Genomic DNA, 16,218 nt, shown 5'->3' on the forward strand with positions numbered 1-16,218 from the left:
GTTCTTAATTTGAATCATCGTCCTTATATTATGTAATTTTGCATAATGTTACATAAATTGTGTATTTTCCCTTTTTTTCGACAGGAACAGGAAGTATACTTTGTACAAGCTTTCTATTTCAAAATTATACGAGGTGAAAAAATGAAAAACAAAAAGACGTTAACTAAGGTAGCATTAACAACAGGTTTAGCTTTAACAGCAGTAGCACCGTATGGAGTAGGTCATGCAGAGGAAACAGATCAACTACAAATTCAAATTCAGGAGGAATCATTCCGTTCAGGTGAACTTACACAACCGTCACAAAAGGAACCAGAGAATGTAGTAAAAGATGCTCTTAAGGAGAAAACAGAACAAGCCCTTTCTTCAAAGCAAGTCAATGGAGAAACTGGAGTAGATTATAAAGTTCTTCAAAAACGTGATTCATATGATGGGACTACACTTGTACGTATACAACAAACATATGAAGGAAAAGAAGTATATGGCCATCAATTAACTGCACACGTAGATCATAACGGTGTTATTAAAAGTGTTTCAGGCGATAGCGCGCAAAATTTAAAACAAGAAGAATTGAAAAAGCCTATCAATCTATCAAAAGATGAAGCGAAACAATATATTTATACGAAGTACGGGAACGATATCAATTTTATTTCGGAGCCAGAAGTTAAGGAAGTTATTTTTGTTGATGAAAATAATGGACAGGCTAGCAATGCATACCAGGTTACATTTGAAGCGGCAACACCAAAATATGTTTCCGGAACATATTTAGTAAATGCACAAAATGGTGATATGTTAAAAAATATGGTACAAGAGTCTAACTTGAAAGCAAGTGAAAAACTAGTTGGAGCCTTAAAGAAAAGTAAAAAAAGCAGTCTTACATCATTAACGGGCACTGGAAAAGATGATTTAGGGATCTCTCGTTCATTTGGTATTTCTAAACAAAGTAATGGCAAATATGCTCTGGCTGATTATACAAGAGGGCAAGGAATTGAAACATATGATGTGAATTACAGAGATATTACTAAAGAAGAAAGCTATTATCCTGGTACATTAGCAACTAGTACTTCGACAACATTTAACGATCCAAAAGCAGTAAGTGCTCATTACTTAGCAACAAAAGTGTTTGATTTTTATAAAGATAAATACAATCGTAATAGCTTTGATAATAAGGGACAAAAGGTAGTTTCAGTTGTACACGCTTGGGATTCTGAAGAGACGAATAATCCGAAAAATTGGCAGAATGCATTAAGTGCTAATAATGGTAGTATGCTTGTATATGGAGATCCTATCGTCAAAGCATATGACGTGGCTGGGCATGAATTTACACATGCTGTTACTTCTAGTGAATCTAATCTTGAATATTACGGTGAATCTGGTGCGATTAATGAGGCACTATCTGATATTATGGGAACATCTATTGAGAAATACGTAAATAATGGAAGCTTTAACTGGACGATGGGAGAACAAACTGGATCTGTCTTCCGTGATATGGAAAACCCAGCTTCTGTTCCATCTTCACTTGGAGTACCTTATCCAGATGATTACAGTGAATTTAACGATTTTAATGGATGGGATCAAGGTGGCGTTCATTTTAATTCAAGCATTATTAATAAAGTTGCATATCTTATTGCAAAAGGCGGAACTCATAACGGAGTAATTGTTAAAGGAATTGGTGAAGATAAAATGTTTGATATTTTCTATTATGCAAATACAGATGAGTTAAACATGACTTCTAATTTCAAAGAATTGAGATCAGCATGTATTCGAGTGGCAACTAATAAATATGGTGCGAATTCAGCTGAAGTTCAAGCGGTACAAAAGGCATTTGATGCAGCAAAAATTAAGTAAGTTAGAAATATAGTTATCATTCATATATTATTACATTATGAAAAAACAGCTAATATCCTTAAAAGGACATTAGCTGTTTTTTTACGTAACTATGCATGAGTGAAAATACACTTACTAAGCGATAATTAGGCACTTTACTTTTAAGAAGCTGCGACAAATATGTAAGGTTTATAGTATGTAAAAACAGAAAATTAATAATATATTGACCTCTTAACGGAAAGTGCTATAAAATGAAAGCGATAACAAACGATTGCTTTAAAATAATTTCCCTGATCTTGTATTATTTTTAAATATATGAAGACATAAACAAACTATTTTTTTAAATATTAATGCAAACGTTTTCGTATTGAAAAGATCATTGAAATACAGATTTGAAAATAGCAAACATGGGGGTGAAGTAAAAATAGATTTCTAGATTGATTTAAGTATTGGAATGTAGTACGAGCATAATAAATCGTTCGTACTATTTAAAGAAAGGGTGTATGTGGTGCAAATGATAAAAAGATTAATTAACAAATCAGTTTTATTACTTACTATAATCGTAATGTTATCATCCGTTTTCTCTTTTCAAAGTGTAAAGGCAATTTCAAATTCGAAAACAACTGAAGTTATCGTTCATTACAAAGAACAGTCTGGAAATACAAAAGACTGGAACCTTTGGATATGGGGAGAAAATGCAAATGGTACATCATATGAATTTACTGGTGAAGATGAATTTGGAAAGTACGCTAAGATTAATATAGATGGTGACTATAATCGTGTAGGATTTATCATTCGTACAAATGAGTGGGAAAAAGATGGTGGCGATCGTTGGATTGAAAATATAAAGGACGGTCGTGCTGAAGTATGGGTTCTTTCTGGTGATGAAAAAGTATATAACGCTAAGCCTTCATCGGATCTATCAATTCAAAAAGCAACTATTGATAGTTTCCATGAAATTACTGTAACGACGAATGTCCCGTTTCATATTAAGGAAAAGAAAATTGAAATGGAAGGTATTAAAATTAAGAATATTAGTCCTTATGATATAAACAGTGGAAATGTTACGAATAAGGTGAAAGTAATTACGGAGCAGAAAATTGATTTAAAGCAGACATACAAAGTTAAAATTGAAAACTTAGCTGATACAAATACGGAAATCGGTAAAGTCATTCGTAGTGAAGAGTTTGATCATTTATTTTATTATGGTGGTAACGATTTAGGGAATATATATACACCACAACATACAAAGTTCCGTGTATGGGCTCCTACTGCGAGTGAAGCAAAATTAGTTACATATAAAAAATGGAACGATAAAATAGGTACTGAAATAAACATGCAACAAGGTGAAAAGGGCACTTGGAAAGCAGAACTTAAAGGGAACCAAAAAGGTCTCTATTATACATATAAGGTGAAAATTGGTGATAAGTGGACGGAAGCAGTTGATCCGTATTCACGTGCTGCTTCTGTAAATGGAGATAAAGGTGCGGTTGTTGATTTAGAAGAAACAAATCCGAAAAAATGGAACACTAACAAAAAGCCTAAATTAAAAAATCCGGAAGATGCTATTATTTATGAATTGCATGTACGCGATCTTTCCATCCAACCTGAAAGTGGGATTAAGCAGAAAGGGAAATATTTAGGAGTAACAGAAAAAGGAACAAGAGGGCCTGAAGGTGTAAAAACAGGACTTGATCATATGAAAGATCTTGGTGTTACACACGTTCAGCTTTTACCGATATTTGATTATGCTTCAGTAAATGAAGAGAATGTAAACGAACCACAATATAACTGGGGATATGATCCGAAAAATTTCAACGTTCCAGAGGGATCTTATTCTACAAATCCATATGAGCCAACTGTTCGAATAACTGAATTAAAGCAAATGGTTCAAACACTGCACGATAATAATCTTCGTGTTGTTATGGATGTAGTTTATAACCATATGTATAATGCTACTGAATCTAATTTTCATAAGTTAGTTCCAGGTTATTATTATCGTTACAATGAAGACGGAACATTTGCAAATGGCACTGGTGTAGGAAATGATACTGCTTCAGAACGAAAAATGATGAGGAAATTTATGATTGATTCAATAACATACTGGGCAAAAGAATACAATTTAGACGGATTCCGTTTTGATTTAATGGGTATTCATGATTATGAAACAATGAATGAAATACGTAAAGCTGTTAATCAAATTGACCCTTCTATTATACTACATGGAGAAGGTTGGGATTTAAATACACCTCTTGCAGCAGAGTTGAAAGCAAATCAAAAAAATGCAGAGAAAATGAAAGGGATTGCTCATTTTAACGATAATATACGTGATGGATTAAAAGGTAGTGTATTTGAAGAGAAAGAAAATGGGTTTGTAAATGGAAAGGAAAACATGGAAGACCGTATTAAAAAAGGCATTACCGCAGGCATTGACTACGATACAAATTCGTCGACTTACCAAGATCCAGAGCAGGTGCTAACGTATGTGGAAGCACATGATAATCATACATTATGGGATAAACTTGAGTTGACTAATTCAGGTGATAACGAAGAAGTGCGAAAACAAATGCATAAATTATCTTCTTCGATTTTATTAACATCACAAGGTATTCCGTTCTTACATGCGGGACAAGAGTTTATGCGCACGAAATATGGTGATCATAACAGTTACAAATCTCCAGATTCAATTAACCAGATGGACTGGTTGCGCCGTGCAACGTTTAATAATGAAGTAGATTATATGAAGGGTTTAATAGAATTACGCAAAAAGTACTCAGCTTTTCGAATGACATCTGCAGAGCAAATTAAAAAACAGATCTCTTTTATTGATGCTCCCAAAAATGTTGTGGCTTATTCAACAAAAGGAAATGGTAATAAAAACGAATACTTTATGGTGGCTCACAATGCAAATAGAGAAGCGGTTGAAATAACACTTCCATCGAAAGGGCCTTGGAAAGTACTAGTAGACGGGAAGCAGGCGGGAAGTAAACCACTTTCTGTTGTCCATGACAATAAAATTAAAGTTCCTGCATTAAGTTCATTTGTTTTAAAAACAGAGAAACCGATTAAATAAATGAAAAAAGCGGAATGAATATTATTTTCACTTCGCTTTTAAAGTTCAAGTAATAAAATTTCACATACTGTAATTTTATTACAATTTAATAAAAATCATAAACAAAAGGAGAAGAACTCACAAAGGTTCTTCTCCTTTTTTAATGTGTAATTAGAGTATGAAAAGTTACAGGTATGGGTATGTACATTTAACTTTTTGTGGAACATGCCGTTGCATACCGAAAGAACAATATAAACCTAGAGTTACAAGAGGTTTGAAAATAGCGAAAGGCAAGACGATGAATCCATTTACTAAATGACGAGAAAATGACAAAACTGTAAGAATGCACGAATGTTTGTAAGAAAGTTCGATGTTTTCCTTTTTCTTTTTTTATTAAAGTGAAAAAGAAGAAAGCGATGTCATAAGAGGTTGGTATTTTTAGATGAGTACAATAACCAAAACTATTCATGTAATGAAGTTATATGGAAATCAGTAAAACAACTTACTAAAAAGGAGGGATTTGAAAATGTCTTTTTCACAATTCAATATTGATATTTTCCGAGCAATTAATGATTTAGGTAAACAATATTCATTTCTAAACTCAACCATGATATTTTTGGCAGAATATATGGTATATATTTTCGCTTTAATTGTTTTAGCTTATTGGTTTACTAGGACCAGAAAAAGTAAGATGATGGTTATTCAAGCGATGTTTGCTTTTATAATTGCTGAGGTGATTGGGAAAATGGCGGGGAAATTTCATCTAAATTACCAACCGTTTGCAGTATTACCTGATGTGAATAAACTTGTCGACCATGCTGTAGATAATTCATTTCCTAGTGACCATACGATTCTCTTTTTTTCAATTTGTTTTTCATTCTGGCTTGTTCGTAAAAAAACTGGATGGTTATGGCTTATACTTGCATTTTGTGTAGCGATCTCTCGTATTTGGGTAGGGGTTCATTATCCTTTCGACGTTACAATGGGGGCTTTAATAGGATGTGTTTCAGCGTTATTTTCGTATTGGTTCGTACCGAAATTTTCTTTTATTAATCAATTGCTTACGTTATATGAAAGAGTAGAAAAATATGTTTTATCATCCAAAAACAAATCAAAGGGATTTTGAGTATATCCCTTTCTTATCCTCATTACTATTTTCCGCAAGATGCAACTGTTTATTTCCACAAAGGTGATAAGGAGTGGAGGTATGTCCAAGTAACAAAATATCTTATTTGATTTAAGCGTGACTTTAAATCAAATTTTTGAAATTAGATATGTGTCCAGAGCATCTTATACAGAAAGGTAATAGAAATGATCAATTAGTTAATCTTTATTCTGCAAAAGGGGATTTTTAAATGGTTAACGAAATCATTATTATATGGAAGTTTATTTAAAGATAAAGAGGAGTTGGTGGGTTTCATATGACTGCCGAAATAATCTTTGCATCCAATAAATTAGGGATAATAAATGATGATCAATTACAATCGATGCTCAATAGATTTAATTTGGGTAAACTCATTTCATCGAAAAAAACAGCAAATGGAGTTATGGGCCAAACTATGTTTGTCTCGTCAACAGAAGGAGAGTATGTTTTTAAAGGAAACCCACTTTATGATGGTCAATTGGTTGAGGAAAAGTTCTTTGTAGAAAATATCGATAAAAGAACAAACGTGACTGTCCCTATGCCATATATAATTGATAATTCGGATGAAATTTTTGGTTGGAGTTATGCACTAATGCCTTGTCTTCAAGGCGAACATCTAAACTCAAAATATTTGAAAGCTAATCTCAAATTAAATGACAAGTTTAAAATAGCCGAATTAATCGCTAAAACATTATCTGAATTTCATAATTGGAAAGTCAACGAATTTGGTGAACTTAATACGGAAAAACTTGAGATAATTCCCTTTAAAAATTCATACACGCAATGGCTTTTTAATAGAATATTATTTTGGTTAGAGGATGCCAAAAAATACTCGAAAATTACGGAGAAGGATTTCAAATGGGTGGAAGATTTATTAGAAGAATCCAAGGGGGCGTTTGAAAATTTATCTACTCCAACTTTTGTAATGGGTGATTTTAAACCTGGAAACTTCTTAATATATTTAGGTGACAATGGATGGGAATTGGGTGGTGTTTTTGATTTTACAAATTCATATTTTGCAGATCCCGTTTCCGACCTAATAAAGATGATTACCTACTATATAGATAACAATGAAGTCAATATCGCAAAACATTTAGTTAATTTGTATTGTAGAAATTTAGAGGGGAAAGAGGATATAAAAAAACGTATTAAAGTACATATGCTTCATCAACGACTTCTAGATTGGGGTTGTGCAAAAGCAATGCATATGGTCACCTGGGATAATGAACTTCCATTTTATGAATGGGTAGAATCGTACACGGATTCAGTAGCAGATCTTATTGATTAAAATAGAAATCCCTTTATCAAGTCAACATTTTGAATGGGCCGATATATTCAATGCACCTATTTACATCCACGAATACGAAAAAGTATGGATCGCACATCTAGGTAATAAACTATTTTATTACCTAGACATATGATTTAAATACTTTCCCGTAAACATGGTACAAGTATTGTTATTGCAGAATTAAACCTACAATCATAATTAAACTAAATAGTACCAACCAACCAAACGCACAATAGCCGAAAATTCTAATCCATTTTGGTAATTGATTCATGTTAACTTTATTTGCGGGAACTCCTTGCATAGAAAACATCATTTTTTGATCTCTATCCCTGTTATTTTGTTGTTCATACATAATATCATCACCTTTCTAGAACTATAGTGTTTATAGTATATCAGTCTGAAGAAAATTATGTATAAGGACTAGTTTGCATCTTATGTGGTGAATTTTATAAATATCAAAAAAGAGTCCTACATAAATAGGACTCTTTTTCTTCAATTATTAACTTACTGGATATGCATTAGAACCAAGATAACGTTCTTTTATAATTTGTAGATGGTGAAGCTCGTGACCAGCAATGATGTATGCTAATGCACGAACTGTAACTGCAGATTTGTTCGCATTTCCCCTTAGTAACCAAGCGTCTTTATCTAAACTTTTAAGTAAATGTACGGTAGATTGGCGAACAACTATGAAATTCTCAAGAAGATCTTGCATAAATTGCTTATCAAAAGCAGCTTTAAGAACATACATTTCATCGTTATAGCCTGGAAGTTCTGCTGTCTCGCCTCGAGCGATAGATAGCAATCTATACGCCATAATACGTTCTGTATCTGCTATGTGACCGATTACTTCTTTTATACTCCATTTAGTAGGAGCATATCGGAAAAGTCCCTCACTATCAGAAATTTCCTTTAATAAAAGATTCGTTTCCTGTATTTGTCGTTCTAGAATATGTATGATATTTCCGTCTGATACCAAGTTAATATACGTTGCATAATACGGGTTATATTCACTTGCCTTTGGTCTTATTTGCATTCGAATCATCCTTTTTTTAGTCTTTTAGTACAGCTTATCATAAAAGAGTTTCGAATTAATCTGAAAGTTTAAAATCAAAATCAAAAATTTCACCTGCTACCGAAGCCAAAAATATTATATTTTTCTAAGCTTATATAACAAGTTGAATTAGTGTGCTTTCAAATTAAATAACAAACAGAAAAAGGACTTTCGATTTATCTCTTAGAATATCGTTCTTTACAAGTCCTTTGATATTAATTACTTTTTTGATCTCTACGGAAATAAAGAAAGGTTGTGAAATTAAATGATGAGTTATAAAGCAATGCTGTTTGATTTAGATGATACGTTACTTGATAGAGATAAGGCAGTAGATAATCTGTTTTTATTAGTTTTGGAAAAGTGTTATGAGGATGTTAGTGATACAATCAAAAACAATATGCTACAGAAATTCAAAGAATACGATAAAAGAGAATACGGCATAAGTAATAAAACGATAGTTTTAGAATTATTATTTGATGAATTCGCGCCGAAATATAGATTGCCGCGCAATTATATCCAAGATTTTTGGAATGAAAATTTCCCTAAATGTTTTTCAATAGACCAAAATACTATCCATTTCTTAAATCATATAAAGAGGCACTTTAAAGTTGGAATTATAACAAATGGCTCGACGCAGAGGCAAACGGCTAAAATAATTAACACAAATTTAAATGATTACTTTGATACGATTATTATTTCTGAAGAAGTGGGGTTAAGTAAACCTGATAAGCGTATATTCGAACTAGCATTAAATAAGCTTAATGTGCAACCAGATAATGTATTATTTGTTGGAGATGACTTAGAAAAGGATATTGCTGGTCCTCAAAATGTAAATATAAAAGGTGTGTGGTTTAACCCTCAGAAAATCAAAAATACTACCGAAATACAACCGTATGCCGAGATTAATACTTTGGATAGTTTATTAAGTTATGTTACACCACAATATTTTTATAACAAGTAAAACCGATCTCGATATTTAATAATTTCATTGACCGTATTAGTGATATGAAAAATCTATATTTGAAATAAAAAGAGGCTGCTTTGTTCGCTGTATCTAGTTTGAACTATGATTAATATGAAGAGCTGCAATACAAATTTACTCATATTGTGTAAGTAATAGAGGAGTGGGACTATGGAAATAAAGAAATTAGTTATCGATGGAATAAATATTGCGGTCATAAAAAACGATAAGGTATTAATTTCCGATGTTCAAACGGCATTGGATCTTATGGCAACAGTTCAATATGAAGTAGATGCGAAACATATTATTATTGATAAATCATTACTAAGCGAAAGTTTCTTTGACTTAAAAACACGCCTTGCCGGTGATATCCTTCAAAAGTTTATAAACTACAAGGTAAAGATTGCTATCATTGGAGATTTCTCTATGTATACTAGTAAAAGCTTAAAGGATTTTATTTATGAATGTAATAAAGGGAAAGACATTTTTTACTTAGTAACTGAACAACAAGCAATTGAAAAACTAAGTACATTATAGCAATAATACCTCAGTAAAATATTCCTCTTTTTCATGTCGCTTATTATTTACAACATATAAGAACTAATGTTTGTGATAAAATAAGAGATGAATAAAGGGGGAGTTTTTTTGAACAAATTTCATGATGTAATCCAAAATTTAAACAATATAATTTACAAACCTAACGAATTCATAATCACGAATCTAAAAGAAGAAAAACAAAACGCAGAATATGCAGGATGTTTATTTCACTTAAATCATAAAAGTATTCGTTTTAGAATATCAAAAATTACCCCTAATAAAATTGGGCAATTTGTTTCTTTTTGGGAGAAAGATGACAATATGCAAAATCAAGCGTTTTCTTATGATGCTGCTCCTGACTTATTAGTTATCACTTGTATAGATGATAATAAACTAGGACAATTTATTTTCCCTAAAGAAATTCTACTTAAAGAAAAAATATTGAAAACGCAAAGTCAAAAAGGAAAGATGGCTATGAGAGTTTATCCGGTTTGGGATACTCCTGTTAGCAACCAAGCTAAAAAGAGCCAAATGTGGCAACTTCAATATTTTGTTGATGTAAGTGATCATAATCATTTACCTATAGACAAACTATTACATTTGTATTTGTAACTTCTTTTCTTAAGTAATCTTGCGAGTTAGACTTTTTGTACCGGTACAGTCAAACGAAATGTACATTGTTTCAGTACCCCATCAAATTTACAATCAGCATATACTATTTTAACTTATACATATTAAGGGGTGCTGACTATGACAAGTCTACAACACAAGATGTTTACAAGATTGAATCTTGCAAACCGTACTGAAGTGAAGTTTGAAGAATTAAATACAATTCTTTTTGCATTTGCACACACTATACCATTTGAGAATTTAGAGGTTATAGCACGTAATGCGAATACAATTACTACGGAAAATTTACAGAATAAAATTTTAACTACATCTCGCGGCGGACTTTGTTATGAATTAAATACTCTTTTTTACTACTTTTTACAAGATTGTGGTTATGATGTACAGCTTGCACTTGGTACTGTATATAAAAATGATATAAACGCATGGGCACTTGAGGATGGGCATATAACAATTATTTTAAATCATGATAACGTACGATACTTAATTGATGTAGGTATTGCTTCTTTAGTACCTTTAATCCCTGTACCTTTTACTGGAGATTCTGTTTCCTCTAAAAACGGTACGTATCGAGTGAAAAAACGAGACACGAGTAAAGGAAATTACGTTCTAGAAAGAAAAGATACGGACGGAGAGTGGAAAGTTTGCCATGCATTTTATAATCGTATCATTGATGAGGCAGTAGTGAACGATGTTCAAAGAAGAGTAATAGAAGATGAGAAATCTATTTTCAATAAGGGACCAATCGCAGTCAAATTAACGGAATCTGGCCATGTCTCTTTAACAAATACTAGTTTAACTGAAATCATTTATGGTGAAAAAGTGAAACGTGAAATTACAGAAAATCTATATAGAGAGCTTTTATTTACTTTATTTGCTATTGAGTTGTGATGTAACGAATAGCTAGCCGGTTCTTATGCAGAATCGGCTACTTTATTTTAAAACTACTATTAAAGTTTGATTTTCTTAATAGATATAATACACTAGAACAGTATGAACAATGAATTTTGAATGTAAAGGAAGATTTTCATGTCAATTATTGATAAATTAAAACTTAATAAGTATACAAATATGGTCGTAATTAATGAACCTAGTGATTATAACATTTTTACAGGGGAAGAAACTGCATTTTCCAAAGGTCACGATGCCATTTTTATTTTTGTAGAAACACTTGATGAAATGGTGAAACAAACGAATTATATTGTTAGTAATGATGAATTACTAATTGAAAAAGGCTATATATTCTTCGCGTATCCGAAAAAAGGTAATTCTCGATATAGTACGTTTATTCACCGTGATGAAATGTTTCCAACATTAAACGTTGGCGAAGATGGGTATGTAGGACAAAGTGATATTAAGTTTGCACGAATGGTAAGTATGGACGATGTCTTTACTGTTGTAGGTTTAAAGCGTGAAAAGAAAAAAGAGAAGAAAACGCCTGCTATGAGTCAATGTGTTGCCGATTATGCAGATCGTATTAAAGATGTTGAAGCACTATTGGCTAATCACCCAAATGAACTTACGTTTTATCAAAGTTTAACACCGGGATATCAAAAAGATTGGGCACGTAATTTATTTTCTGTAAAACAAGAAAAAACACGCGATAAACGTCTTGAGAAAATGATTGAAATCCTTTCACAAGGCTATAAAACAATTGAACTATTCCGTAAGAAGAAAAAATAACGATTAGGTAAGTCACAATGATGCAACAATTAATTATACTTAGCACATTGAAAAAAGAATTCCTTTCAGTATACTAAGGTATGTTCTTATATTTAAATAATTAGCAAAAGAGAAAAGGTGTTTGAAATGAAATCGTATATTGTAGTTGGAGCTGGTATTTTAGGGGCGTCTACTGCTTATCATCTTGCTAAAGCAGGTGCGAACGTTACTATCGTGGATCGCCAACAATTAGGTCAAGCAACTGATGCAGCAGCTGGTATTGTATGTCCATGGCTTTCACAGCGTCGTAATAAAGCATGGTATAAAATCGCTAAAGGCGGTGCGCGTTACTATTCTTCTTTAATTCAGCAATTAGAAGAAGACGGTGAAACGGATACAGGATACAAACGTGTAGGTGCAATTAGTTTACATACGGATGAGAAAAAGTTAGATAAAATGGAAGAACGCGCTTATAAACGACGTGAAGATGCACCAGAGATTGGGGAAATTACACGTTTATCAGCTGAAGAAACGAAAAAATTATTCCCAGCATTATCAGAAGAATACAGTTCTGTTCATATTAGTGGTGCTGCACGAGTAAATGGAAGATCATTACGTAACGCATTAATAAGTGCTGCGAAAAAACATGGTGCAACTTTTATTAAAGGTGATGCAGTATTAGTCCGTGAAGGTAATCATATTACTGGAGTAAAAGTAAATGACGAAACAATGGTAGCAGAAAAGGTAATTGTAACTGCCGGCGCATGGGCGAATGAAATATTAAATCCATTAGGGATCAATTTCTTAGTTACATTCCAAAAAGGACAAATTGTTCACCTGCAAACGGAAAATACAGCAACAGAAAATATGCCAGTTGTTATGCCGCCAAACGATCAATACATTTTAACATTTGACAATGGTCATGTCGTAATTGGTGCAACACATGAGAATGACACTGGTTTCGATCACCGTGTAACAGCAGGTGGTTTACATGAAGTATTCCATAAAGCATTAACTGTTGCACCTGGTTTAGATGAGGGTACTATGCTTGAAACGAGAGTTGGTTTTAGACCATTTACACCAGGATTCTTACCTGTTATTGGGCCACTACCTAACTTTGAAGGTATACTCGTTGCGAACGGATTAGGCGCTTCAGGTTTAACTGCCGGCCCATATTTAGGATCAGAATTAGCTAAACTAGCACTTGACCAAACAATTGAATTAGATTTAAACGATTATGACGTTGCGGGTGCAATTGAATAATAAAAAAGATTAGGATTCGCTCCTAATCTTTTTTATTTAGAGGAGCACGACATACCCATCAAGCCAATATTTTTAATTACTCCCATTGAAAATATGCATCGATGACTACAAATAAGATGGTTATGTTAATTGAAGACAATTGATTTAAATCGCGGAATTTATCCCTTTAGGCAATTCATCTCCATCTGATTTGTGTTACGGGTGAAACCGAACAATTCAGGTGGAGATGAATTGCCGTCAGAAGGGAGGCTGAACAATTTTGTTTCCATATATAAAATCAGCTTTTCTTAATTGTTAGGGGGCACCATACATCGCAATCAAGTTAAGGAGACGAATTTCCCTCAAAATGAAAAAACGTTTGCAATAAGACTTATAATGAAATTAAGTTCTTGATATATCCCGTCGAGGATATATTATGAAACAGTGCTTAAATAAAGGAGTTGTATAAAATGAATGAAAAAGATACAGAAATAAAACGCTCTTCAAAAGCAGAAAACATTCTATCTCAGATCAATAGTAAAACAAAGCTAGGCGACTTACGAAAAATCGCGAAGGACATAAAAAAAGATCACAAACTAGCTATGGAACTTTGGTCAACCGAAGAGTTTTTGCCCAGGCTATTAGCAATCTTAATTATGGACAAAAAACTTCTTTCACAAGATGTGCTAAATAAGCTTGATAAGGATATACAGACTCACACTTTTGATGAACGAAATAACTTAATGGATTGGTTAATGGCTAATCAGCTCACCAAAGACAAGAAGAAAATTGCATTGATGGAGTCATGGGAAAATAGTCCTTCTACTCTTCAAAGGCGAGCTTATTGGTATTATCAAGGGCTATTGAGATGGACTGGACAAACACCGCCTGATAACACCGCAGACTTGCTATCTGCATTAGAAGCTAATATTATGCAGGAAGAACCGGAAGTTCAATGGGCTATGAACTTCACCGCAGGCTGGATAGGCGTTTATGATGAAAAGAATCGTGCGCGTTGTATTAAACTTGGTCAGAAAACAGGTCTTTACAAAGATGTAATAGTAGCAAAAGGATGTACTCCCAGCTATTTGCCGGAGTTCATTACGATTGAAGTTAACAAACGACATAATGATTAAGTTACCTTTGAATAATTTATTAGGGTTTAATGCAAAAAAGGAATTTAATACCTCAATAATTGTATTATAGAAATAAGTAATATAAAAAGAGATTGAATGACACCTATTAATCATTAAGAAAGGAACGATCACAATGACGAAAGTATCTTATAGTGGTTTAAAATATGGGGAAAGTGATGTGGAAATAAAATTATTAGTGGATATACAAAATGATTGGTTTGAGGTAACACATACCAAGGAAGTTTCTCAAGTAATGAATAAATCAACAGGTAAATATATTATAGTAAATCGAAATACCTTGAAATGTGAGTTTGTTTCATAATACAAAGAAACTGTGAAACAACTAAATTTTAAATAACTGACTAATAGGAGGGATGAAAATGAAAAAATTTATAGTTAGTTATTTAGTATGTCTCATATTTTTTCTATAGTTACACCTAATTTGGAAATTGAAAAATTAAAAACCTTGCTGCATATGAAGTGTAGCAAGGTTTTTGAAGTTGTTTAATTCTTGTTTCACTTACGGCTTGGTTCGCTAATATTGTAATTGTTTTAATAACCTTTTGTTTAATTCCCATAAAGCTGTTTTGTTACTATCCCACTTTAAAAGCGTTACTGCTTCCTCAAAGCAAAACCATTTATAATTGGAGTGTTCTTTGGATAATGAAATATTTTTTGTAGGAACTTTAACTCCAAAAGAAAATTCTTTTATTACATAAACATCATCTCCCCAAAGAAATTCTCCAACTACATCTTCTACTGGTAGTGAAGACACAGAATCTAATTTTATATAAGGGAATTCTCTTAAAATACCAGCCTCTTCAAACGCTTCCCGTTTTGCTGATTCAGAAGGAGTCTCACCATCTTCTCCACCACCAGCTATTCCTTGCCAATAACCATAATCACTTCGATTAAAAATAGCATATTGAATAGAATCATCAGTTATTATATAAGGAAATATTAATACTTGATATGGCGCTCTCATTGCATAACCTTTTCCCGAAAATAAGCTTTAAATAAATTTGAATCATTTATTCTCTAATCTATTAGTTAAGTAGATGAAGAGCCGACATCACTATTCTACATTAATAATGCAGGTTTATGATGCCGGCTCCTCATTTAAAAAAACAAATTTATTGTTCATAAACATGTGTACCTTTAATGTAAAAAAACTGCTTTTTTCTTGTCAAAATTTACTTAGCGTGTTTTTTCTCCGAAATGCTGGCGATACGTTTATTTATATTTAATTATTATATGAAGTAGGGTTTTTTTTATATAAAAACACCACTGATAAAATAAAGATTACAGCCTTCAAACTTCCCCAATACGGATATACAGCATGATCTGTTAAACTAGCATATTGAAAGATATTCTCTAAACCAAAAATCCCTATCATGATCGCTAAAAGGAATGAAACTGATCCATATATTCCATTACGATAGAGGGTAAATAAGTATATTGCACATATAAGTGGTACGACGATTTGTAGTAAGATTGCCATGGATTGTCCCCCTAATTTATATTTTATAGTTATATCATATCAAAATATGTAATAAAAAGGAATGTAAGTTAATTGATGCTAATTAGAAAACAGACTTGTTCAAACAGGGATATCACCATTTCACGTCTATAGTTTTGATACTAATGGAACTACTTTAATCATATTCTTCTATTAAAAAGAATAAAAAGGG

General features: G+C 32.5%; 16 protein-coding genes. 12 read left to right on the top strand and 4 right to left on the bottom strand.

Features of this window, described 5'->3' with window-relative positions:
* Positions 1–141 precede the first annotated feature (141 nt).
* The 4 genes from VF726_RS21220 (at position 142) to VF726_RS21235 (ending at position 7,308) form a co-directional block, all read left to right on the top strand.
* Positions 142–1,845 carry a M4 family metallopeptidase gene (locus VF726_RS21220; protein WP_440171849.1) on the top strand — a complete coding sequence of 568 codons (1,704 nt, stop codon included), beginning with the start codon at positions 142–144 and terminating at the stop codon, positions 1,843–1,845.
* Positions 1,846–2,332: 487 nt separating this feature from the next.
* Positions 2,333–4,897: a type I pullulanase gene (pulA, locus tag VF726_RS21225; protein WP_440171851.1), complete on the top strand. Its 2,565-nt coding sequence runs from the start codon at positions 2,333–2,335 to the stop codon at positions 4,895–4,897.
* Positions 4,898–5,402: 505 nt separating this feature from the next.
* Positions 5,403–6,002 (top strand): undecaprenyl-diphosphatase, encoded by a 600-nt coding sequence (locus tag VF726_RS21230; RefSeq protein WP_440171853.1) that lies wholly within the window; start codon positions 5,403–5,405, stop codon positions 6,000–6,002.
* A 295-nt stretch (positions 6,003–6,297) separates the two neighbouring features.
* Positions 6,298–7,308 carry an aminoglycoside phosphotransferase family protein gene (locus VF726_RS21235; protein WP_440171855.1) on the top strand — a complete coding sequence of 337 codons (1,011 nt, stop codon included), beginning with the start codon at positions 6,298–6,300 and terminating at the stop codon, positions 7,306–7,308.
* A gap of 169 nt (positions 7,309–7,477) precedes the next feature.
* On the opposite strand, the gene VF726_RS21240 is transcribed toward VF726_RS21235, so the two are convergent.
* Together VF726_RS21240 and VF726_RS21245 are read right to left on the bottom strand one after the other, a co-directional pair.
* Positions 7,478–7,660: a hypothetical protein gene (locus VF726_RS21240; RefSeq protein WP_440171857.1), complete on the bottom strand. Its 183-nt coding sequence runs from the start codon at positions 7,658–7,660 to the stop codon at positions 7,478–7,480.
* A gap of 147 nt (positions 7,661–7,807) precedes the next feature.
* Positions 7,808–8,344: a DinB family protein gene (locus VF726_RS21245; RefSeq protein ID WP_440171859.1), complete on the bottom strand. Its 537-nt coding sequence runs from the start codon at positions 8,342–8,344 to the stop codon at positions 7,808–7,810.
* 286 nt (positions 8,345–8,630) lie between these two features.
* Between VF726_RS21245 and VF726_RS21250 the strand changes: the two genes are divergently transcribed.
* The 8 genes from VF726_RS21250 to VF726_RS21285 all read left to right on the top strand — a co-directional run bounded on the left by VF726_RS21250 (position 8,631) and on the right by VF726_RS21285 (position 14,849).
* Positions 8,631–9,323 (top strand): HAD family hydrolase, encoded by a 693-nt coding sequence (locus tag VF726_RS21250; RefSeq protein WP_440172065.1) that lies wholly within the window; start codon positions 8,631–8,633, stop codon positions 9,321–9,323.
* Positions 9,324–9,494: 171 nt separating this feature from the next.
* Positions 9,495–9,860 (top strand): DUF4180 domain-containing protein, encoded by a 366-nt coding sequence (locus VF726_RS21255; protein WP_440171861.1) that lies wholly within the window; start codon positions 9,495–9,497, stop codon positions 9,858–9,860.
* Positions 9,861–9,947: 87 nt separating this feature from the next.
* Complete coding sequence (locus VF726_RS21260; protein ID WP_440171863.1) at positions 9,948–10,472, top strand: MepB family protein; 525 nt, start codon at positions 9,948–9,950, stop codon at positions 10,470–10,472.
* Positions 10,473–10,610: 138 nt separating this feature from the next.
* Complete coding sequence (locus VF726_RS21265) at positions 10,611–11,378, top strand: arylamine N-acetyltransferase family protein (protein WP_440171865.1); 768 nt, start codon at positions 10,611–10,613, stop codon at positions 11,376–11,378.
* A 138-nt stretch (positions 11,379–11,516) separates the two neighbouring features.
* Positions 11,517–12,170 (top strand): YdeI/OmpD-associated family protein, encoded by a 654-nt coding sequence (locus tag VF726_RS21270; protein ID WP_440171867.1) that lies wholly within the window; start codon positions 11,517–11,519, stop codon positions 12,168–12,170.
* 126 nt (positions 12,171–12,296) lie between these two features.
* Entirely contained in the window at positions 12,297–13,412 is a 1,116-nt protein-coding gene (locus tag VF726_RS21275) for an NAD(P)/FAD-dependent oxidoreductase (protein ID WP_440171869.1), read from the top strand.
* Between the two features lie 449 nt (positions 13,413–13,861).
* Positions 13,862–14,527 carry a DNA alkylation repair protein gene (locus VF726_RS21280; RefSeq protein ID WP_440171871.1) on the top strand — a complete coding sequence of 222 codons (666 nt, stop codon included), beginning with the start codon at positions 13,862–13,864 and terminating at the stop codon, positions 14,525–14,527.
* Between the two features lie 133 nt (positions 14,528–14,660).
* On the top strand, positions 14,661–14,849 hold the full coding sequence (locus tag VF726_RS21285) for a hypothetical protein (protein WP_440171873.1): 189 nt from the start codon (positions 14,661–14,663) through the stop codon (positions 14,847–14,849).
* Between the two features lie 213 nt (positions 14,850–15,062).
* On the opposite strand, the gene VF726_RS21290 is transcribed toward VF726_RS21285, so the two are convergent.
* Both VF726_RS21290 and VF726_RS21295 read right to left on the bottom strand, forming a co-directional pair.
* Entirely contained in the window at positions 15,063–15,512 is a 450-nt protein-coding gene (locus tag VF726_RS21290; protein ID WP_440171874.1) for an NUDIX hydrolase, read from the bottom strand.
* Positions 15,513–15,770: 258 nt separating this feature from the next.
* Positions 15,771–16,028 carry a hypothetical protein gene (locus tag VF726_RS21295; protein WP_440171876.1) on the bottom strand — a complete coding sequence of 86 codons (258 nt, stop codon included), beginning with the start codon at positions 16,026–16,028 and terminating at the stop codon, positions 15,771–15,773.
* Positions 16,029–16,218: the final 190 nt, after the last annotated feature.

Source organism: Bacillus sp. Brlt_9, from assembly GCF_051948935.1.
Taxonomy (GTDB): Bacteria; Bacillota; Bacilli; order Bacillales; family Bacillaceae_G; genus Bacillus_A.

Coding starts and splice junctions, on each gene's coding strand:
- VF726_RS21220 (WP_440171849.1), top strand. CDS start 142: ATGAAAAACAAAAAGACGTTAACTAAGGTAGCATTAACAACAGGTTTA.
- VF726_RS21230 (WP_440171853.1), top strand. CDS start 5,403: ATGTCTTTTTCACAATTCAATATTGATATTTTCCGAGCAATTAATGAT.
- VF726_RS21235 (WP_440171855.1), top strand. CDS start 6,298: ATGACTGCCGAAATAATCTTTGCATCCAATAAATTAGGGATAATAAAT.
- VF726_RS21240 (WP_440171857.1), bottom strand. CDS start 7,660: ATGTATGAACAACAAAATAACAGGGATAGAGATCAAAAAATGATGTTT.
- VF726_RS21245 (WP_440171859.1), bottom strand. CDS start 8,344: ATGCAAATAAGACCAAAGGCAAGTGAATATAACCCGTATTATGCAACG.
- VF726_RS21250 (WP_440172065.1), top strand. CDS start 8,631: ATGAGTTATAAAGCAATGCTGTTTGATTTAGATGATACGTTACTTGAT.
- VF726_RS21255 (WP_440171861.1), top strand. CDS start 9,495: ATGGAAATAAAGAAATTAGTTATCGATGGAATAAATATTGCGGTCATA.
- VF726_RS21260 (WP_440171863.1), top strand. CDS start 9,948: ATGAATAAAGGGGGAGTTTTTTTGAACAAATTTCATGATGTAATCCAA.
- VF726_RS21265 (WP_440171865.1), top strand. CDS start 10,611: ATGACAAGTCTACAACACAAGATGTTTACAAGATTGAATCTTGCAAAC.
- VF726_RS21270 (WP_440171867.1), top strand. CDS start 11,517: ATGTCAATTATTGATAAATTAAAACTTAATAAGTATACAAATATGGTC.
- VF726_RS21275 (WP_440171869.1), top strand. CDS start 12,297: ATGAAATCGTATATTGTAGTTGGAGCTGGTATTTTAGGGGCGTCTACT.
- VF726_RS21280 (WP_440171871.1), top strand. CDS start 13,862: ATGAATGAAAAAGATACAGAAATAAAACGCTCTTCAAAAGCAGAAAAC.
- VF726_RS21285 (WP_440171873.1), top strand. CDS start 14,661: ATGACGAAAGTATCTTATAGTGGTTTAAAATATGGGGAAAGTGATGTG.
- VF726_RS21290 (WP_440171874.1), bottom strand. CDS start 15,512: ATGAGAGCGCCATATCAAGTATTAATATTTCCTTATATAATAACTGAT.
- VF726_RS21295 (WP_440171876.1), bottom strand. CDS start 16,028: ATGGCAATCTTACTACAAATCGTCGTACCACTTATATGTGCAATATAC.